At 74.6% G+C, this 19,214-nt stretch carries 15 protein-coding genes and 1 pseudogene; 3 read left to right on the forward strand and 13 right to left on the reverse strand.

Going from position 1 to position 19,214, the window contains the following annotated elements; translation table 11 throughout:
- Nucleotides 1-50 precede the first annotated feature (50 nt).
- Both ACZ5GH_RS18305 and ACZ5GH_RS18310 read right to left on the reverse strand, forming a co-directional pair.
- On the reverse strand, nucleotides 51-1,247 hold the full coding sequence (locus ACZ5GH_RS18305) for a M64 family metallopeptidase (RefSeq protein ID WP_387752050.1): 1,197 nt from the start codon (nucleotides 1,245-1,247) through the stop codon (nucleotides 51-53).
- 200 nt (nucleotides 1,248-1,447) lie between these two features.
- Nucleotides 1,448-2,671 (reverse strand): benzoate/H(+) symporter BenE family transporter, encoded by a 1,224-nt coding sequence (locus tag ACZ5GH_RS18310; RefSeq protein ID WP_464334775.1) that lies wholly within the window; start codon nucleotides 2,669-2,671, stop codon nucleotides 1,448-1,450.
- 209 nt (nucleotides 2,672-2,880) lie between these two features.
- Here ACZ5GH_RS18310 and ACZ5GH_RS18315 point away from each other — a divergent pair, with 209 nt between their 5' ends.
- Complete coding sequence (locus ACZ5GH_RS18315) at nucleotides 2,881-3,837, forward strand: hypothetical protein (protein ID WP_464334776.1); 957 nt, start codon at nucleotides 2,881-2,883, stop codon at nucleotides 3,835-3,837.
- Between the two features lie 77 nt (nucleotides 3,838-3,914).
- Here the strand turns inward: ACZ5GH_RS18315 and ACZ5GH_RS18320 are convergent, their stop codons facing one another.
- From ACZ5GH_RS18320 to pdhA, 3 genes are read right to left on the reverse strand one after another with little or no spacing between them, the layout of a single operon-like run.
- Nucleotides 3,915-5,336 (reverse strand): dihydrolipoamide acetyltransferase family protein, encoded by a 1,422-nt coding sequence (locus ACZ5GH_RS18320; RefSeq protein ID WP_464334777.1) that lies wholly within the window; start codon nucleotides 5,334-5,336, stop codon nucleotides 3,915-3,917.
- Nucleotides 5,337-5,351: 15 nt separating this feature from the next.
- Complete coding sequence (locus tag ACZ5GH_RS18325; RefSeq protein ID WP_387752040.1) at nucleotides 5,352-6,326, reverse strand: alpha-ketoacid dehydrogenase subunit beta; 975 nt, start codon at nucleotides 6,324-6,326, stop codon at nucleotides 5,352-5,354.
- Nucleotides 6,326-7,480: a pyruvate dehydrogenase (acetyl-transferring) E1 component subunit alpha gene (pdhA, locus tag ACZ5GH_RS18330; protein WP_387752038.1), complete on the reverse strand. Its 1,155-nt coding sequence runs from the start codon at nucleotides 7,478-7,480 to the stop codon at nucleotides 6,326-6,328. The genes ACZ5GH_RS18325 and pdhA overlap by 1 nt, the downstream gene beginning before the upstream one ends.
- A 426-nt stretch (nucleotides 7,481-7,906) precedes the next feature.
- Here pdhA and ACZ5GH_RS18335 point away from each other — a divergent pair, with 426 nt between their 5' ends.
- Nucleotides 7,907-8,566, forward strand: a complete 660-nt coding sequence (locus ACZ5GH_RS18335; protein WP_387752035.1) for a response regulator — start codon at nucleotides 7,907-7,909, stop codon at nucleotides 8,564-8,566.
- Between the two features lie 64 nt (nucleotides 8,567-8,630).
- The gene (locus tag ACZ5GH_RS18340; protein WP_464334778.1) at nucleotides 8,631-9,731 is read left to right on the forward strand and encodes a phosphotransferase; all 1,101 of its coding nucleotides are present in this window, start codon (nucleotides 8,631-8,633) and stop codon (nucleotides 9,729-9,731) included.
- A gap of 5 nt (nucleotides 9,732-9,736) precedes the next feature.
- On the opposite strand, the gene ACZ5GH_RS18345 is transcribed toward ACZ5GH_RS18340, so the two are convergent.
- From ACZ5GH_RS18345 to ACZ5GH_RS18380, 8 genes and pseudogenes are all read right to left on the reverse strand, one after another.
- On the reverse strand, nucleotides 9,737-11,419 hold the full coding sequence (locus tag ACZ5GH_RS18345; RefSeq protein ID WP_464334779.1) for a protein kinase domain-containing protein: 1,683 nt from the start codon (nucleotides 11,417-11,419) through the stop codon (nucleotides 9,737-9,739).
- Between the two features lie 112 nt (nucleotides 11,420-11,531).
- Entirely contained in the window at nucleotides 11,532-12,932 is a 1,401-nt protein-coding gene (locus ACZ5GH_RS18350; protein ID WP_387752026.1) for a protein kinase domain-containing protein, read from the reverse strand.
- A 311-nt stretch (nucleotides 12,933-13,243) separates the two neighbouring features.
- Nucleotides 13,244-13,858: a bacterial proteasome activator family protein gene (locus ACZ5GH_RS18355; protein WP_387752023.1), complete on the reverse strand. Its 615-nt coding sequence runs from the start codon at nucleotides 13,856-13,858 to the stop codon at nucleotides 13,244-13,246.
- 235 nt (nucleotides 13,859-14,093) lie between these two features.
- Complete coding sequence (locus ACZ5GH_RS18360; protein ID WP_464334780.1) at nucleotides 14,094-14,810, reverse strand: hypothetical protein; 717 nt, start codon at nucleotides 14,808-14,810, stop codon at nucleotides 14,094-14,096.
- 175 nt (nucleotides 14,811-14,985) lie between these two features.
- Nucleotides 14,986-15,963: an NAD(P)H-quinone oxidoreductase gene (locus ACZ5GH_RS18365; protein WP_387752017.1), complete on the reverse strand. Its 978-nt coding sequence runs from the start codon at nucleotides 15,961-15,963 to the stop codon at nucleotides 14,986-14,988.
- A gap of 41 nt (nucleotides 15,964-16,004) precedes the next feature.
- Nucleotides 16,005-17,057, reverse strand: coding sequence for a potassium channel family protein (locus ACZ5GH_RS18370; protein ID WP_464336844.1), 1,053 nt, complete (start codon nucleotides 17,055-17,057; stop codon nucleotides 16,005-16,007).
- A gap of 5 nt (nucleotides 17,058-17,062) precedes the next feature.
- Entirely contained in the window at nucleotides 17,063-18,271 is a 1,209-nt protein-coding gene (locus tag ACZ5GH_RS18375; RefSeq protein ID WP_464334781.1) for a molybdopterin molybdotransferase MoeA, read from the reverse strand.
- Nucleotides 18,268-19,210 (reverse strand): annotated as a pseudogene (locus ACZ5GH_RS18380) (NTP transferase domain-containing protein). The gene ACZ5GH_RS18375 and the pseudogene ACZ5GH_RS18380 overlap by 4 nt, the downstream one beginning before the upstream one ends.
- Between the last annotated feature and the right edge of the window lie 4 nt (nucleotides 19,211-19,214).

The following is a 19,214-nucleotide window of genomic DNA, read 5'->3' on the forward strand; positions in this document are numbered from 1 at the left end:
TAGTCATCCCATGATCGGATGCCCGGAGCCGGGGTGCGCGGACCGGGTCCTCAGCCGGTCAGCGTCCAGGACACCGAGCGGGTCATGTAGCGGTCCCGGAAGGCCTCGTCCCGCACCCAGTCGGTGGTGTCCCGGACGGTCGCCGTCACGGTGGCCGTCCGGCCCGGGGCCAGTTCCAGCCCGGCGGTGTCCAGCCAGGAGCCGTCGGGGGACTGCGGCGTCACCGGGACGCCGTCCACCTTCCACTCCACCTGCAGCCGCCGCGGGCCGGTCAGCGGCAGCGGCCGGACGTCGAGCCGGGGCCGACCGGCCACCTCGCCGGGGGCCGGCACCGGGGCGTCGGTCGGCCGGACCCTGCGGTACAGCTCCTCGATGATCGCCTCCCGCGAGGGGAGGTTGTACGCGCTGCCCAGGGTGCGCATCACCGAGTCCGGCGTGGGCCGGTAGAGGCCGTTGGCGCTGCGGTACGCCCCGATCACGCCGGCCCCGTCCGGGGACTCGGCGCCCAGCCAGCGCCACCACTTGAGCTGCTTCCGGCGCATCTCGTCGGCGTTGAGGGTGGCGAGGTTCGGGTAGTCGGCGTCGTCCGGGGCGCTGTCGTACTCGTCGCCGAGGTCCCCCACGGTGTGCCCGATCTCGTGCTGGAGGATCCGCCCGGCGTCCGGGTTGCCGCCCGCCAGGGTGGTCACTCCGGTGCCGCCGGCGCCGCCGTACTCGGTGGAGTTGGCCAGCGCGATCAGGTACTGCGGGCCGGCGCCGTCCCCCGCGTACCGGGCGGTGGCGGCCTCGTCGGCGCAGAGCAGCCGGGCGGTGCCCTCGCACCAGAAGTGCATGCCGAGCGGGGTGGCGGTCCTGCGGCCGTGCTTCTCGGACTCGGCGATCCCGGAGACCGGGGAGACCACCTCCACCCGCCTGATGTTGAAGAAGGCCTGGTAGGTGCGGAAGGGCTCGATGTCCATCAGGGCGCGCCAGGCCTTGTCCGCCTGCAGCCGGAAGAGGTCCTGCTCGTCGGCCGTGTAGCCGTCGCCGAGCAGCACCAGGGTGATCCGGTTGGCCGGTTCGCCGGTGCGGCGTATGTCGACGGTCGGGGCGACCTCGGATATCCGCTGGTCGGCGCGGAGCGCCGTGTGCGGCGGCACCGCGCGGTCGGCCGGGGCCCCCGGCCCGATCACGCCGAACGGCGAGGGGCCGGCCAGCTCCAGGGCGGCCGGGAGGGCGGCGGCGGACACCAGCACGAGTGCGGCCATGCTCCGCACGAGACGGCCAGGGTTGCCAGGCGGCATACGGGTGCGTCCTCCGGGCTCCGGCACCCGGCGTCGCCCGGGTGGTGGAGCGGAGACGTACCCGGACGGGTGGGGTCCGCCTATCCGGGCGCGAAAATGTCACCGACCTGGCCGAACGATCCACATCCCCCCTGTCATACGGGTCATACCAACCACACCGCCGCTCAGCCCCTCCGGAAGCCCAGCACCAGGTGGGTGCCGAGCCCGAAGAGCAGCCCCCAGAAGGCCGAGCCGATCCCGAACAGGCTCATTCCCGAGGCGCTCGCCAGGAAGGTCACCACCGCCGCGTCCCGTCCCCGCTCCTCCGCGACCGCGGCCGCCAGGCTGCCCTGCAGCGAGGCCAGCAGCGCGACCCCGGCGATCACCGCGATCAGCTCCTTCGGCAGCCCGGTGAACAGGCTCACCAGCACTCCGCCGAAGCTGCCCACCAGCACGTACAGCGCGCCCGAGGACATCCCGGCGACGTACCGGCGGCGCGGGTCCGGATGGGCCTCCGGGCCCGAGCAGATCGCCGCCGTGATCGCCGCCAGGTTCACCCCGGGCGAGCCGAACGGCGCCATCAGCATCGACACCGCGCCGGTCGAGCCGATCAGCAGCCGGTCGTCCGCCCGGTAGCCGAACGCCCGCATCACCCCGAGGCCCGGCGCGTTCTGCGAGGCCAGCGCGACGATCGTGAGCGGCAGCGCCAGCCCCACCAGGGCCGCCCCGGAGAACGCCGGCACCGTCAGCACCGGCACGGTCGGCCCGCCAGAGCCCAGGTGCAGCGGCAGTCCGACGGTCAGCGCCGCCAGCGCCCCGCCGACCAGCAGCGCGACCGGCACGGCGTACCGCGGTGCGAGGCGCTTGGCCAGCAGGAAGGCCGCGAAGCTGCCCAGCACCAGCACCGGCGCGCTGTGCACGGCGCCGAAGATCCCGGCGCCGAAGGAGAACAGGATGCCCGCGAGCATCGCGTTCACGATCCCGACCGGCACCGCCGCGATCAGCCGGCCGAACCAGCCGGTCACCCCGAACAGCGCCACCACCGCCGCGCTCACCAGGAACGCCCCGACCGCCTCCCGGTACGGGTAGTCGCCCAGACTGGTCACCAGCAAGGCGGCGCCCGGGGTGGACCAGGCGGTGATCACCGGCGTGCGGGTCCACCAGCTCAGCGCGAAGCCGCTCACCCCGCTGCCGATCGCCACCGCCCAGATCCAGGACGCCGTGTGCGCGGCGTCCAGCCGTCCGGCGGCCGCCGCCGCGAGCACCACCACCAGCGGTCCCGAGAAGGACACCGCGACGCACACCAGCCCCGCCAGCAGCGCCGGCCCCGACGCGTCCCGCCGCAGCGACCGACGCTCCCCGCTCCCGGTCGGCGTCGTTTCCGGTCTGACCGTCAGCTCATCCGTCATCCCGGCAGTATCCCGAAGCGGCGCCTCGGAAGCGCCCGAAAAAACTTCCGGACCCGACTGCAACCCCCGCCGGGGACGCGCGTCTATACGGATGAAGGCACGGAGAGCGAGACCGGCGGAGCCGGGGGGCGCTTCCGCTCACCAGGAGCGGAGCAGGCCGGTCGTCTTCACACCACACCGTCAGTCACACGGCCCTGGGGAGTCACGCCATGCGCACGTCCGTTATCACCCGATTCGCGAAGAACGACCGCGCGCTCTCCGGCCGCCGCCGCATCGCCACCGTCGCCGCCACCGTGGTCCTCGCCGGCGGCGTGCAGGTCCTCGCCACCGACACCGCCTGGGCCTGCGGGGACTACCGGGTCACCGGCGCGTACAAGGCCCCGGCCGGCGCGCCCGGCCTCTCTCCCGACACCGCCATCGTCTCCGCCGGGTCCACGGTGGCCGCGGACGGCAGCTGGAACGAGGTCTCCCTCAAGGTCACCAACAGGGCCGCCGAGGACGCCCACGGCATGGAGCCCGTACTCGGCCTGGTCACCCCGGGCCCGGGCGCCGCGGCCCGCGGCAAGGACGTCAGGGTGCAGTTCCAGGACCACACCGGCGCCTGGAAGAACCTCCAGCTGCGGGACGGCTGCACCCGCGTCCTCGACGTCACCGGCTCCCAGCGCCAGCGGATGGCCGCCCACAGCACGATGACCTTCAAGTTCCGGTACGCGCTGGCCCCCAGCACCCCGGCCGGGGTGACCTCGATCAACCTGCTGGCCTCGACCGAGATGGCCGGCTCCCAGGGGCCCGGCGACTCGGGCTTCAAGCCGGTCAAGGTGACCCACCCCCAGGACGCCGGCACCGCCACCGCCAAGCCGGCCGCCCCGACCGCCGCGGCCAAGCCCAAGCCCGCCCCGACCAAGGCCGCACCCGCCAAGGAGGCGCCCGCCGAGGCCGCCGAGCCCGCGACCGACCGGAGCCAGACGGCCGCCCCGGCCGCCGAGGCCCCGAAGGCGTCGGCCCCGTCCGCCGCCCCGGCCACCACCGCGCCGGCCGGCACCCCCGAGCTGGCCCGGACCGGCTCCTCCGCCACCAACACCCTGCTCGCCGCAGGCTCCGCCTTCCTGCTCGCCCTCGGCGCGGGCGTCCTGGTCGCCGTCCGTCGGCTCCGGCCCCGGCGGTAGTCGATCGGGCGGTCATGACGAAGGGGCCCTCCCGCGCACGGTGCGCGGGAGGGCCCCTTCTACGTGCTGCCGGACCGTCAGCCCCAGGTGATCAGGCGCTTCGGGCGCTCCAGCAGGGCGGCCACGTCGGCCAGCACCCTGGAGCCCAGTTCCCCGTCCACCAGGCGGTGGTCGAAGGAGAGCGCGAGCGTGGTCACCTGCCGCGGGACGACCTTGCCCTTGTGCACCCACGGCAGTTCCCGGACCGCGCCGAAGGCCAGGATGGCGGCCTCGCCCGGGTTGAGGATCGGGGTGCCGGTGTCGACGCCGAAGACGCCGACGTTGGTGATGGTGACCGTCCCGCCCTGCATGTCGGCCGGCGAGGTCTTGCCCTGACGGGCGGTCTCGACCAGCTCGCCGAGCGAAGTGGCCAGCCCCGCGAGGGTCTTGGACCCGGCGTCCTTGATGTTCGGGACGATCAGGCCGCGCGGGGTGGCCGCGGCGATGCCGAGGTTCACCTGGCCCTTGAGGACGATCTCCTGGGCCGCCTCGTCCCACTGGGCGTTGATCCCGGGGTGCCGCTTGATCGCGGTGAGCAGCGCCTTGGCGACGATCAGCAGCGGGCTGACCCGGACGTCCCGGCCCAGCTCGCCGCTCTCCTTGAGCCGGCGGACGAACTTCATCGTGCGGGTCACGTCGACCTGCACGAACTCGGTGACGTGCGGGGCGGTGAAGGCCGAGGCCACCATCGCCTGGGCGGTCGCCTTGCGGACGCCCTTGATCGGCACCCGGACGTCGCCCGTGGTGGGCACCGGCGCCTGCGGCGCGGCCGGCTCGGCCACGGCGGCCTCGGCCACCGCGACCGCCGGGGCGGCCGCCGGAGCGGCCTGGGCGGCGGCGTGGGCGTGCACGTCCTCGCGGGTGACCACGCCGTCCCGGCCGGTCGGGGTGACCGCGCGCAGGTCGACGCCGAGGTCCTTGGCCAGCTTGCGCACCGGCGGCTTGGCCAACGGCCGTTCCCCGCCGGGTGCTTCGGCCACCGGCGCGGGAGCCGCGGGCGCCGGCGCGGCGGCCGGGGCCTGAGCGGCGGCGGCGACCTTGGTCGTGGTCGTCCGCCGCGCCCGGCGCTGGGCGGCGCCGGTGCGCGGGCCGTACCCGACCAGCACCTCGCGCCGCTCGGGCTCGGACTCCGCGTCGGACGCCGGGGCCGGAGCCTGGGCCGGCGCCGCGGCGGGGGCGGCCGGAGCCGCGGCCCCCGCCTCCCCGGCGACCGCGACCGAGATGATCACGGTGCCGACGTCGACCGTCGCGCCCTCGGGGAAGTGCAGGTTCTCGACCACCCCGTTGAACGGGATGGGCAGCTCCACTGCCGCCTTGGCGGTCTCCACCTCGCAGACGACCTGCCCGTCGGTGACGGTGTCACCGGGCTTGACGTACCAGCTGAGGATCTCGGCCTCGGTGAGGCCCTCGCCCACGTCGGGCATCTTGAACTCGCGGAGCGAGCGAACTTCGGTGGTCATCTTCGCTCCCCTGGATCAGTACGCGAGCGCGCGGTCGACGGCGTCGAGCACGCGGTCAAGGTCGGGGAGGAATGCCTCCTCGACGCGGGACGGCGGGTACGGCGCGTGGTAGCCGCCGACCCGCAGGACCGGCGCCTCCAGGTGGTAGAAGCACTTCTCGGTGAGCCGGGCGGCCAACTCGGCGCCCATACCCAGGAAGACGGGTGCCTCGTGCACCACCACGGCGCGGCCGGTGCGCCTGACCGACTCCTCCAGGGCGGCGAAGTCCACCGGGGAGAGCGAGCGCAGGTCGACGACCTCCAGCCGGCGGCCGTCCTCCTCGGCGGCCGCGGCGGCCTCCAGGCAGACCTTGACCATCGGGCCGTACGCGATCAGCGTCGCGTCGGTGCCGGGCCGGACGATCCGGGCGTCGTGCAGGCCCAGGTCGGCGGCGTCGCCGACCTCGCCCTTGTCCCAGTAACGGCGCTTGGGCTCCAGGAAGATGACCGGGTCGTCGGACTCGATCGACTGCCGCAGCATCCAGTGGGCGTCGTGCGCGCTGGCCGGGGTGACCACCCGCAGGCCGGCGGTGTGGGCGAAGTACGCCTCGTGCGACTCGCTGTGGTGCTCGACCGCGCCGATGCCACCCGCGTAGGGGATGCGCACGGTGACCGGCAGCTTGACGTGGCCCAGCGCACGGGCGTGCATCTTGGCCAGCTGGGAGACGATCTGGTCGAAGGCCGGGTAGACGAAGCCGTCGAACTGGATCTCCACGACGGGGCGGTAGCCGCGCAGCGCGAGGCCGATCGCGGTGCCCATGATGCCGGACTCGGCGAGCGGGGTGTCGATCACCCGGTCCTCGCCGAAGTCCTTCTGCAGGCCGTCGGTGATCCGGAAGACGCCGCCGAGCTTGCCGATGTCCTCGCCCATCAGGACGGTCTTCGGGTCGTTCTCCAGCGACTTGCGCAGCGCTCCGTTCAGCGCCTTGGCGATGCTCAGCTGACCGGCCATCAGTGGGTCTCCCCCGCCTCGAAGGAGGCCGCGTACTCGATGTACTCGGCCCGTTCCTCATCGACCAGCGTGTGCGGCTCGCTGTACACGTGGTCGAAGATCAGGGTCGGGTCCGGGTCCGGCATGCCGCGCACGCCCTCGCGCACCCGCAGCCCCAGCTGCTCGCTCTCGGCTTCGACGGAGGCGAAGAACTCCTCGTCGGCCAGGCCCTCCTTCTCCAGGTGGGCGCGGAGCCGGCTGATCGGGTCCTTGGCCTTCCAGGCCTCGGTCTCCTCGGTGTGCCGGTAGCGGGTGGGGTCGTCGGAGGTGGTGTGGGCACCCATCCGGTAGGTGAACGCCTCGATCAGCACCGGGCCGTTGCCGCTGCGGGCGTGGTCGAGCGCCCAGCGGGTGACCGCCAGGCAGGCCAGCACGTCGTTGCCGTCGACCCGGACGCCCGGGAAGCCGAAGCCGGAGGCGCGGCGGTACAGCGGGATCCTGGTCTGGGTGGTGGTGGGCTCGGAGATCGCCCACTGGTTGTTCTGGCAGAAGAACACCACCGGCGAGTTGTAGACCGAGGCGAAGGTGAAGGCCTCGTTGACGTCGCCCTGGCTGGAGGCGCCGTCACCGAAGTACGCGATCACCGCGTCGTCCGCGCCGTCCTTGCTGATGCCCATCGCGTAGCCGGTGGCGTGCAGGGCCTGCGCGCCGATCACGATGGTGTACAGGTGGAAGTTCTTCTCGTTCGGGTCCCAGCCGCCGTGGTTCACGCCGCGGAACATGCCGAGCAGGTTCAGCGGGTCGACGTCGCGGCACCAGGCCACGCCGTGCTCGCGGTACGTGGGGAAGGCGTAGTCGCCGGGGCGCATGGCGCGGCCGGAGCCGACCTGGGCGGCCTCCTGGCCGAGCAGCGAGGCCCACAGGCCGAGCTCGCCCTGGCGCTGCAGCGAGGTGGCCTCGCTGTCGAACCGGCGCACCAGCACCAGGTCGCGGTAGAGGGCGCGCAGCTCCTCGGGAGTGGTGGTGAGGGGGTAGTCCGGGTGCTCGACCCGCTCGCCTTCCGGCGTGAGCAGCTGGACGAGCTCCGGCTGGGCGTTCTCGCCCTTGGCGCGGAGGGTGTCAGGGACGCCGGGGGCCGCCTTCTTGCGGGCCCTCGCCGTGCTTTTGACGGTCACGTTCACTCCTCGGTCTGTCCGGCCGCCCGGGGTCGCCGGTGACCGGTCCGGTCACCGCCTCGCGGGGCGCGCGTGGGTGTGCGCTTCCCCTACGGGGCAGGTGGTGATCCTGTTCCGACGGCGTCCCTCACGAGAACGTTACCCAGCGTCCGCCCTCGACGCGCTTGCGCTAGGACGTCCTACTTGTTCAGGGTCTACAACCCCGAGGGTGCCGCGCTCGGCTCGCCGTCGGAAGGGTGGGGGTGACGGACGGCGTGACGCAGCTCTCAATTCGAGCGCCTTCAGGACACCAGCGCACGTTATCCGGGCGGACGCCCGTACGTAAGGGGGTTCTCGGTATCGGTTTCGGACGGTCCTGGCCGGATCACGTCGTTGCGGAGGTCCGGGTGATAGGTCTTTCGTACGGTGATATGGGAGGCTTTGGACGTGACTGATAACGGACAAATCAGGGTATTCCTGCTCGACGACCACGAGGTCGTCCGGCGGGGCGTGCACGATCTGCTCTCGGTCGAGGGCGACATCGAGGTGGTCGGCGAGGCCGGCACGGCCGCCGAGGCACTCACCCGGATCCCGGCGGTCCACCCGGACGTGGCGGTGCTCGACGTCCGGCTGCCGGACGGCAACGGGGTCGAGGTCTGCCGCGAGATCCGGTCCGGGCTGCCGGAGATCAAGTGCCTGATGCTGACCTCGTTCTCGGACGACGAGGCGCTGTTCGACTCGATCATGGCCGGCGCCTCCGGCTACGTGCTGAAGGCGATCCGCGGCAGCGACCTGATCACCGCCGTCCGCGACGTCGCGGCCGGGCGCTCGCTGCTCGACCCGGTCGCCACCAGCAGGGTGCTCGCCCGGCTGCGCGACGGCGGCGAGAAGGAGGACGAGCGGCTCGCCCAACTCACCAAGCAGGAGCGGCGGATCCTCGACCTGATCGGCGAGGGGATGACGAACCGTCAGATCGGCAACGAGTTGCACCTGGCCGAGAAGACGGTGAAGAACTACGTCTCCAGTCTGCTCGCCAAGATGGGCATGGAGCGGCGCACCCAGGCGGCCGCCTTCGTGGCGCGGCACCAGGTCGACCACCAGTACTGACGGACGGATTCACAGAACTGACGGTTTGTCAAGGGCCCCCGCAAGGGGGCCATAACCTCTTCACGTGACTTTCAGCCAGACCCTCGCCTGCGCACCGGCCCGCCCCGACCTCTCCGCACCGCCGATGGGGACCCTCAGTCCACCCGTCCCACTGGGAGCGCTCGCCGAGGTCCTGACCCGCTACCGGACAGGACGGCTGCTGACCGCCGAACCGGTCGCCGAGGGCCTGCTGAACCGGGGGTACCTGGTCACCACCGAGGCCGGTCCGTACTTCCTGAAGTGCTACGTCGACTCCGCCACCGCCAGCCGTCCGAAGATCCTCGCCCACCACCGCGCGATGGCCGCGCTGAACACCCTCGGGCTGCCCGTCGCACCCCCGCTGAGCTGCGCCGAACGGTCCGGCACGGTGGCCGCCTGGGGCGGCCGGCTGTTCGCGCTGTTCCCCTGGGTCGACGGCCGGCACCGGCACGGCGGCGAGCTCGACCCGTCGCAGTGCGACGCGCTCGGCACGCTGCTCGGCCAGCTGCACGGCGCGCTCGACGACGTCTGCGCCCCCCTCGTCCAACCCGCCGGCTACCGGAGCGCCGACCCCGTCGACAGCGCCGCGCTCGCCCGCGACCTGCGGCGCCGCGCCCGCGCGCACCACCCGGCCGGGGAACTGGACGCACTGGTGGTCGAACGGCTCACGGAAAGGCTGGAACTGCTCGCCGAGCACGCCCACCGCCGCCCCGCCCCGGAGGTCGCGCCGCCCACCGGCTGGACCCACGGCGACTTCCACGGCCTCAACCTGCTGTACGGCGACGGCCCGGAGGGCGGCCGGGTCGCGGCCGTCCTGGACTGGGACAAGCTCGGCCCGCAACCACGCGCCGAGGAGGCCGTCCGGGCCGCCACGCTGCTCTTCAACGACCGCTCGTCCGGCGTCCTCGACCTGGTCCGGGTCCGCCGCTACTCCCAGGCCTACCGGGCCTCCGGCGCCGCCACCGCCGAGCACCTGGCCGCCGCCGTCCACCGGGTCTGGTGGGAGCGGCTGAACGACTTCTGGATGCTGCAGTGGCGCTACCAGCGGGCCGACCACCGGGCCGACCCGCTCTACCCCGCCTCCGCGGGGCAGCTGGCGTGGTGGTGCCAGGAGTACGAGCAGGTCCTGGACGCCTTCGCCAACTGACCCGGTCAGTTGCCGCCGGGCGTGGCCGGTGCGGTGACCGGCAGCGACGGCTTGGGCGTCTGGGGAGGCACCGGCTGCCCCGAGCCGCCGCCGGTCGGTGCCGTCGTCGGCGCGTTCGTCGCCGACGACGTCCCCGTCGGCGTGCGGGTCGGGCCCCCGGTCGGCGTCGGGGCCTGGGTGTGCTTGCCGGTGTTCGGCGACGGCGACATGTTGTTGCCGCTGTTCCCGGTGTTGTTCCCGGTGCTGTTCCCGGTGCTGGTGCCGGGGTCGGTCGGCTGCTGCGGCTTCTTGCTGCCGGAGGACGAGGGCGGCGCCGTCGTCGGACCGCTCGGGACCGGCGCGGTCGTCTCGGTGCTGGTGACCACCGGGGCCTGCGTCGGGGGCACCTTGGAGTCGGGGTGGTCGCCGCCGCTGAGCGCGAACGCGATGCCCGCACCGGCCGCGACCAGCACGGCGACCGCGCCGGCCACCCAGGCCCACGGCCCGCGCCGCCGACCGGAGCCGTCGCCGTCCTCGTCCGCGCCGTCACCGCCGTACGGGCCGCCGGCCCCCGGGTAGGGCGCGGCGGAGGAGTGCGCGCCGCCCGTCGGGTACGGCAGCACGGAGGTCTGGTCGCCGGGGCCCACCGTTCCGAAGGCCGTGGTGGCCGCGATCTGGTCCGGCCGGATCACCTGGGTCGCGCCGGTGTCGCCGGCCGCGGCGCCGCCCCAGCCGGGCCCGGCCGCGCCGTGCATCTCGCGCAGCGCGTGCTGCACGTGGGCGCGGAACTCGTCGGCGTCCTGGAAGCGGTCGTCCGGGTTCTTGGCGAGCGAGCGCAGCACCAGCGGGTCGAGGCCGACCGGCACCCGGCCGTTGGCCTGCGAGGGCGGCACCGGCGGGTCCTGGACGTGCTGGTAGACCACCGAGAGCGGGGTGTCGCCGGTGAACGGCGGGCGCAGCGTGAGCAGCTCGTAGAGCATGCAGCCGGCCGCGTACAGGTCGGAGCGGTGGTCGACCGGCTTGCCGAGCGCCTGCTCGGGCGAGAGGTACTGCGGGGTGCCCATGACCATGCCGGTCTGGGTCATCGTGGTGGCCCCGCCGGTCAGCGCCCGGGCGATGCCGAAGTCCATCACCTTGACCGCGCCGGTGTTGGTGATGATCACGTTGGCGGGCTTGATGTCGCGGTGGACGATGCCGTTGCGGTGGCTGTAGGCGAGCGCCTCCAGCACCCCGGCGATGATGATCAGCGCCTGGTCGACCGGCGGCGCCTCCTCGTCCGCCAGCAGCTCGCGGACGGTGCGGCCCTCGACCAGCTCCATCACGATGTACGGCGTGGACTCGTCCCCGACGTACTCCTCGCCGGTGTCGTAGACCGCGACGATCGAGTGGTGGTTGAGCGCCGCGACGGCGTGTGCCTCGCGGGTGAAGCGCAGCCGGGCTACGTCGTCCTGGGCCAGCTCTCCGCGCAGCAGCTTGACCGCCACGGTGCGGCCGAGCCGCACGTCCTCGGCGGCGAACACCTCGGCCATGCCGCCGCGCCCGAGCCGGTGGGTCAGCCGGTAGCGGCCGTCGCCGACGGTGCTCAGCGGCACGGCGGTGCCGCGGCCCGGGGTCTGCGGGCCGCCGGGCTCGGGGACCCTCGGCGTTCCGCCGGTCCGGCCGACCGCTCGGACACCCGCGTCGTCGTCCGGCTGCTGCGTCTGTGCCATCGCTCCTCGCCCCGGGCGTTCGCTCGGATCGCGGTGCCCTGTCGCTTACGTATCCCCGAACGCTACCGCCTCCGGCGGACGACCGTGATACCCCCGAACCGGCCGGAACCCGTCAGAGCAGGCCATTGCGGTCGGCGGGGAGGTCGAGGACCAGGACGTGGGCGGGGCGCTCCGAGGTGCTGAACTTGCCGCCGGTCTTCTCGTTCGCCTTGTTGACCACGATCGCGATGATGATGCCCGCGAGCACCAGCACGCCGACGATGATCCCGATCACGACCACGGCCGTCGAGCAGCCGCCGCCGCTGGTGGGCGCCTTCGGCTGCTGGTACGGCGGCATCGGCTGCGGCGGCGGGGTGTGCGCCTGCGGGAAGGGGTGCGGGGTGTGCGGCGCCTGCGGCCGCGGGGCCTGGAAGGCCGGCGGCGGGGTCTGGTACTGCTGCTGCGGGAAGGGGTGCGGGGTCTGCGGCGCCTGGTAGGCCGGCGGCGGCGTCCGGTACTGCTGCGGCGGCTGCGGCTGGAAGGGCTGCGGCGTCTGCGGGGCCTGCGGCGCCGGCGGGGCGGCGTGCACCGAGCGCGGGCCCTCGTTGATCACCAGCGGGGTGCTGGCCTGCAGCCGCTGCCCGTTGGCGCCGCCCTTGGCGGCCTCGATCAGCCGCTCCGCCTCGTCCCGCATCGCCGCCGCGCTCTGGAACCGGTGCGCCGGGTCCTTGCGCAGCGCCTGGGCGACGAAGGCGTCCACCTCGGGGGTGATCGAGCGGTTGAGGGTGGAGGGGGCCGGCGGCTCCTCCTGGACGTGCTTGTAGGCGATCGAGAACGCCGAGTCGCCGTCGAAGACCAGCTGCCCGGTGATCATCTCGAAGAGCATCACGCCGACCGAGTACAGGTCGGAGCGGGCGTCCACCGGCTTGCCGAGCGCCTGCTCGGGCGAGAGGTACTGGGGGGTGCCGACCACCATGCCGGTCTGGGTCATCGACGTGACGCCGGACTCCAGCGCGCGGGCGATGCCGAAGTCCATGACCTTGACGTTGCCCTTGCGGTCGAACATGACGTTGCCGGGCTTGATGTCGCGGTGCACCAGGCCCATGTCGTGCGAGGCCTCCAGCGCGTTCAGCACGCCGATGGTGACCTTCAGGGCCTCCTCGGCCGGCATCGCGCCGTACTGGCCGATCGCCTCGTTGATCGCCTCGCGCAGGCCCTTGCCGTCGATCAGCTGCATGACGATGTACGGCGTGCTGGAGCCGTCCGGGGCGACGTCCTCGCCGCTGTCGTACACCGTGACGATGTTCGGGTGCTCCAGCCGGGCCACGGCCTGGGCCTCGCGGCGGAACCGCTCCTTGAAGGAGTCGTCCCGGCCCAGCTCGCTGTGCATGCTCTTCAGCGCGACCTGCCGGTCGAGCACGCTGTCGTAGGCGAGGTGCACGGAGGCCATGCCGCCCTCGCCCAGCAGCCGCTGCAGCACATAGCGGCCGTTGCCCAGGGAGAAGCCCTCGACCGCGTTGCCGTGCTCGCTCATGGTCCTCTGCTCCCCCTCGGCGCGGCCGTGCTGCCGCAGCCTGACGTTCGGTCTCGTCCGTGCGTGGTGGGCCCGGCCCGCTGGCCTGGCGGGCCCCTGCCGCGGCGGTTCCACCGGCCGGCGACAGGGGTCAGGGTATCGGCTCCCGCCGACGGTGATCGGCCCAGGGCCGGGACGGGCCCCGGGCCGGCGGCCCTGCGGACCCGGTGGCCCGGGGCGGGGAGGATCGTCGCGGTACGTCCGGTCCGTCGGCGGTCGGGACGGACCGGACGCCCCTACCGGCGGGTACCGCCAGGTGTGCCCCGGTGCGGCTACAGGTACGGGCCGGAGCGGATGCCGCGGCTCTGGCCCGGCTCGTCCTCGTCCGGCTCACCGCTGTTCAGACCGGGCGGCAGCGCCCGCCGCATCTGCTCCAGCTGGGCCCGCGCCGCCATCTGCTGCGCGAACAGGGCGGTCTGGATGCCGTGGAACAGGCCCTCCAGCCAGCCGACCAGCTGGGCCTGGGCGATCCGCAGCTCGGCCTCGGTCGGGATGGTGTCGTCGGTGAACGGCAGCGACAGCCGCTCCAGCTCGGCGACCAGCTCCGGGGCCAGCCCCAGTTCGAGCTCCTTGATCGAGCTCGCGTGGATGTCCTTCAGGCGGACCCGGCTCGCCTCGTCGAGGGGAGCCGCCCGGACCTCCTCCAGCAGCTGCTTGATCATGCTGCCGATGCGCATGACCTTGGCGGGCTGCTCGACCATCTCGGTCACCGGGAGCTCGCGCGGCATGTCGCCCTCGTCGTCCCCGTCACCGGCCGCGCCGGCGAACCCCTGGCCCACGGGCAGGCCGTCCGGTCCGACGATCAGCACCTTCTGGCCGTCCTGCGACTGCCCGCCGGCGGCCCGGAAGGGCTCCTGCGACGGGCGCTCGTTCATCGGATTCGTCATGAACAACATTCTCTCTCACTGGGGTTGGTCGGGCGGAAGCCCCCGGTCGTCCCGCCGTCCTGCGCCACCCACGACGAAGGTACGCCCCCGGGCGCCGCACGGGTATCCGTACGGATACTCAGTTCCCGCGCCCCGGTTCCCGCGCCCCGCGCCCCGCGCGCCGGCCGTGGGCGTGCCTGGGCCCCTGCGCGCCGGCCCGACGCCTCGGCCCCTTCGCCTCGGCCCCTGCGCGGTCTCAGCCCTTGCGCAGCCGCAGGCCGACCAGGCCGAGGCCGCAGCCGATCAGGCCCAGGCCGACGCCCAGCGGGAGCTGGGTGGTGGAGGCGTCCCGCCAGCGGGCCGGGAGGATCGCGGGCACCGCGGCGACGGCCGCGACCGGCCGGCCGGCGGCCGTGACGGTGTCCGGCGCGGCCGGGCCCGCGGCGTCGCCGGGGGCACCGGCCTGCGCGCCGTCTCCGTCGCTCTCCGACGGCTCGGCCTCGACGCCCTGCTCCGGGGCCTGCTCCGGCACCTGCTCGGGAGTCTGCTCGACGGACTGCTCCAGCGCCTGCTCCGGCACCTGGTCGGGGGCCTGTTCCACGGCGGCGTCCGGGCGCTCGGGCAGCGAGGCCGGGTGGTGCCGGTGGACCTGCGGGAAGCCGCCGCCCTGGTGCGGACGCGGCACCGGCCGCCAGGGCGGCGCGGCCGCCGGCCTGGCGGCGCCCGGCAGGGCGTCGGCGCCGGCACCCGACCAGGCCTTGGACTCCGCCCCCGACGGGGGCGTCCCCGCCGACGAGGGCAGCGCCACCGCCGCCGAGGCGGCGGCCAGCGGGAGCGTGAGCCCCAGCACGGCCGCCGCGAACAGTCGCTGGGCGCGGCCCGGCGATCGGCGGCCCTGGGACCGGCGGGAAGCACGACGGTGGTGCGGCGCGACGGGCAGCGGCCCGAGGGAGACGTGCGGTGATGCGGCCACGGTCGGAGTCCTTCCGACGGCCGACGGCGCCCGGGGGCGGGATCGGCGGCGGGACAGCTCCGGACCAGATTCGCACGCCCCGGCCGTTGCGGCACTTCGGGCGGTTCACGCCCTCCCGCCGTCGCCCACCGCCACCCGACGTCACGCCTCGTCGCCCGCCGCCCGGTCCCCCGGCTCAGGCCCGCAGGACGATCTTCCCGACCTGCTCCCCGCGCTCCAGCGCCCGGTGCGCCTCGGCCACGTCGGCCAGCGGCAGCACCCGGTCCACCACCGGCTTCACCACGCCGGACTCCACCAGCGGCCAGACGTGCTCCCGCACCGCCGCCACGATCGCCGCCTTCTCCGCCAGCGGCCGCCCGCGCAGGTTGGTGGCGATCACCGCCCCGCGCTTGCGCAGCAGCGCGTTGAGGTCGAGCTCGCCCTTCACCCCGCCCTGGAGTCCGATGATCACCAGCCGCCCGTTGACCGCCAGCGCGTCCACGTTCCGCTGGAGGTACTTGGCGCCCATGATGTCCAGGATCACGTCCGCCCCGGCCCCGCCGGTGGCCTCCCGGAGCGCCTCCACGAAGTCCTGCTCGCGGTAGTCGATCAGGATGTCCGCGCCCAGCTCGGCGCACCGCGCCAGCTTCTCCGGGCTGCCCGCGGTGACCGCGACCCGGGCGCCGACCGCCTTGGCCAGCTGGATCGCCATCGTCCCGATCCCGCTCGCGCCGCCGTGCAGCAGCACCGTCTCGCCGGGCCGCAGGTGCGCGGTGAGGAAGACGTTGGACCACACCGTGCAGGCGACCTCGGGCAGCGCCGCGGCCTGCTCGACGGACAGCCCCGCGGGCAACGGCAGCAGCTGCCCGGTCGGCACCGCGACCCGCTGCGCGTAGCCGCCGCCGGCCAGCAGCGCGCACACCTCGTCGCCGACCGCCCAGCCGGCCACCCCGGGCCCGAGCGCGACGATCCGCCCGGCGCACTCCAGCCCCGGGTAGGGCGAGGCGCCGGGCGGCGGGTTGTAGAAGCCCTGCCGCTGGAGCAGGTCGGCACGGTTGACGGCGGTGGCCGCCACCTCGACCAGGACCTCGCCCTCCGCGGGCACCGGGTCGGGCACCTCGGCCCAGACCAGTGCCTCGGGACCGCCGGGTACGGGAATCGTCATCGCATGCATGCCCCGAACCTACTGGGGCCGGGGCGGTTGCGCGGCGCGGCTCAGCCGGTCGGCGCGGCTCCGCTGGACCTGATGACGATCACCCGGTCGGTGAGCTGGAGCACGGCGGCCTCCGGCTCGGTGTAGTTGAGCACCCGTCGGCCGCGGACCACCGCGACCACCAGGTCCGCGCACTCGCGCGGGCTGTGCCCGGCCTCGGCCCGGGTGACCGGGCGCTCCACCACGTCCAGCCCGTTGCCGTACGTCAGCAGGTCCTCCATCACCGCCCCGGCGTGCGGGCTGAGCATCGACAGCCCGAGCAGCCGCCCGGCCGAACTGGAGCTGGTCACCACGACGTCGGCGCCGCTCTGCCGCAGCAGCGGCGCGTTCTCGTCCTCCCGGACGGCGGCCACCACGGTGGCGGCCTTGTTCAGCTGGCGGGCCGTCAGTGTGATCAGTACGGCGGTGTCGTCCCGCTCCGGCGCGACCACCACCCGCGCGGCGGTGGGCAGTGCGGCGCGCACCAGGGTGTCGGTGCGGGTGGCGTCGCCGACCACCCCGACCAGGCCGTGCTGGGCGGCCTGGTCGATCACCTTGCGCTGCGGGTCGACGACGACGATCTCCTCCTTCTTCACCCCCTGCCCGAGCAGGGTGTCGACGGCGCTGCGGCCCTTCGTCCCGTAGCCGATGACGACGGTGTGCTCGCGCACGGTGGACCTCCAGCGGTTCAACCGCCATTGCAGGCGGGTCCGTTCGGTGAGCACCTCCAGCGTGGTGCCGACCAGGATGATCAGGAACAGCACCCGCAGCGGGGTGATCACGAGGATGTTGGTGAGCCGGGCGCTGTCGCTGAACGGGGTGATGTCGCCGTACCCGGTGGTGGAGAGCGTCACGGTGGCGTAGTACGCCGCGTCCAGGAAGCTGAGCCCGCCGCCCGCGTTGTCGTTGTAACCCGCCCGGTCGACGTAGACGATGAACGTGGTGGCGACCAGGACGGCGAGCGCCAGCAGCAGCCGGGAGCCGACCTGCCGGACGGCGGGCGCGGCCCGTCGGGCGGGCAGCACGACCCCGGCGTCCGCCCACGGCTCGGTGCCGGGCGCCGGATTGCGTCGGATCCGGTTCACGGCACCTCCAGGAGTTCGACCGGCTCCCCCGCCGCCGCCCCGCCGGGCGGCACCACGGCCAGCGCCTCGGCCCGGGCGAGCCCGCGCAGCATCGCCGGTCCGTCGAAGGCCAGCGGCAGCACGCCCCCGGCGGTCCGCCGGACCGGCTGGAGCCGGGTGTCCGTGCGGTGTCCGGGCAGGGCGGCCGCGGCGGGGGCGAGCGCGGGGGCGCCGACGGTCCGCCCGCTGCGCGCGTGGAGCAGCGGCAGCGCCAGGGTGACCATCCCGGCGACGGCCGCCAGCGGGTTGCCCGGCAGGCCCACCAGGTGGCGGCCGCCGGGGAGTTCGGCCAGCAGCATCGGGTGCCCGGGCCGGACGGCGACACCGTCCACCAGCAGCCGGGCACCGGTCTCGGCGAGCGCCCGGTGCAGGAAGTCGACCGGTCCGGCGGCCGTTCCGCCGGTGGTGACCACGAGATCGGCGGTGGAGTGCCGCAGTGCGTCCCGGAGCAGCCCGAAGTCGTCCCGGACGTACCCGGCTTCGGCCGGATCGGCGCCGGCGGCCCGCAGCCAGGGCGGCAGCAGCGGCCCCAGCGCGTCCCGGACCAGGCCCGGCCCGGGCACCCCGGCGGTGAGCAACTCGTCGCCCAGCACCAGCAGCTGGACCTCGGGGCGGCGGTGGACCGGCAGCCGGTCGTGGCCGCAGGCGGCGGCCAGGCCGAGCACGGCCGGCCCCACCGGCGTACCGGACGGCAGCAACTCCTCGCCCCGGCGGCACTCCTGGCCGCGCGGGCGGACGTCCTGGCCGGTGGTCAGCGGCTGCGGCCCGCGGTCGTGCAGCAGCGCGCCGTCCGTCCGCCCGTGCTCACGGCGCAGGACGGCGGTGGCGCCGGACGGCAGTTGGGCGCCGGTGGCGATCTCCACGGCGGTGCCGTCGGCCAGCGGCGCCGGCTCCGTCCGTCCGGCCAGCACCCGGCCGGCCACCCGCCACGGGCCGGGGCCGGCGACCGCCCAGCCGTCCATCGCGGAGGTGTCGAAGGCGGGCAGGTCGGTGAGCGCGCCGAGCGGCTCGGCGAGGGTGCGGCCGAGCGCCTCGGCCAGCGGGACGGGGACCCCGGGCAGCGGGCGCGCCCCGGCCCGGCGCGCGGTCTCGCGGGCCCGGGACCAGCTCAGCACGCCGGGATCGGTGGACGGTGCGGCCACGACGGTCTGTCCGACCGCACTCACGACTCGCCCGGCCGGGCGGCGGCGCCCCAGCCCTCGACGAGGGCCTCGGCCCGCCGGGCCGCCTCCGCGACGGCCTCCGCCCCGCCGCCCCGCTGGGCGGCCGCGTAGCCGATCAGGAAGGCGGTCAGCGGCGCGGCCGGCCGGTCCACCCCGTGCGCGACCACCCGGGCCGTGTCGAGCAGACCACGGACGTCGACGTCCAGGTCGATGCCCAGGTCGGCCTTGACCTCGGCGATCCAGTCATCCAGCGTGCGCTCCATGCGCCCATGCTGCCCGATCGGCGGTTTCCCCGGGGTGTTCGCCCCGTGTGCGGGGCGCGTCGTTTCGCTCACACCCAGGTGACGGCAGCGGTGAGGTTCAGGCCCGGTCGCGCTCGCGGGCCCGCTCCAGGTCCTCCCAGGTGTCGCAGTCGTGGGCGACGTCGTCGGTGTCGGCCACCCGCAGCCGGGTCAGCCCGCCGACCAGACGGCGCAGCGGCCGGCCGGCCGGGTCGCCGAGGGCGGCCAGCGCGGCGCGCAGCGGGGCGGTGCGGTAGGCGGCGGCGAGCGGCTGCTCGCGCCCGCCCGCGTCGACCAGTACGGCGGCGTCCGCCCGCGCCCCGGCCCGGTCGAGGGCGGTGACCAGCCGTTCCACCGTCCGCCGGTCCAGGAAGGGCAGGTCGGCGGCGAGCAGCAGCACGGTGTCCGCGGTGACCAGGTCGAGCCCGGCCGCGACGGCGGCCACCGGTCCGCCGCCGGGCGGCTGCTCCCTGGTCCAGCGGACGCCGCCGTGCGCGGTCGGCCGGGCCGGGCCGACCACGACGGCGGTGCGGGCGCCCGCGCAGGCGGCGAGCACCCGGTCGAGCAGGGTGGTCTCGCCCACCGTCAGGCCGGGTTTGTCGGCGCCGCCGAGGCGCCGGGCGGCCCCGCCCGCCGGGACGATCACGTCGTACGGCGTCATACGG

The organism is Kitasatospora sp. Xyl93 (genome assembly GCF_055383135.1).

Bases quoted from the DNA above. Each gene is read 5' to 3' on its own strand.
- ACZ5GH_RS18345 (WP_464334779.1), bottom strand. From the start codon at position 11,419: ATGGCACAGACGCAGCAGCCGGACGACGACGCGGGTGTCCGAGCGGTC.
- ACZ5GH_RS18365 (WP_387752017.1), bottom strand. From the start codon at position 15,963: ATGCATGCGATGACGATTCCCGTACCCGGCGGTCCCGAGGCACTGGTC.
- ACZ5GH_RS18305 (WP_387752050.1), bottom strand. From the start codon at position 1,247: ATGGCCGCACTCGTGCTGGTGTCCGCCGCCGCCCTCCCGGCCGCCCTG.
- ACZ5GH_RS18325 (WP_387752040.1), bottom strand. From the start codon at position 6,326: ATGGCCGGTCAGCTGAGCATCGCCAAGGCGCTGAACGGAGCGCTGCGC.
- ACZ5GH_RS18350 (WP_387752026.1), bottom strand. From the start codon at position 12,932: ATGAGCGAGCACGGCAACGCGGTCGAGGGCTTCTCCCTGGGCAACGGC.
- ACZ5GH_RS18310 (WP_464334775.1), bottom strand. From the start codon at position 2,671: ATGACGGATGAGCTGACGGTCAGACCGGAAACGACGCCGACCGGGAGC.
- ACZ5GH_RS18320 (WP_464334777.1), bottom strand. From the start codon at position 5,336: ATGACCACCGAAGTTCGCTCGCTCCGCGAGTTCAAGATGCCCGACGTG.
- ACZ5GH_RS18315 (WP_464334776.1), top strand. From the start codon at position 2,881: ATGCGCACGTCCGTTATCACCCGATTCGCGAAGAACGACCGCGCGCTC.
- ACZ5GH_RS18355 (WP_387752023.1), bottom strand. From the start codon at position 13,858: ATGACGAATCCGATGAACGAGCGCCCGTCGCAGGAGCCCTTCCGGGCC.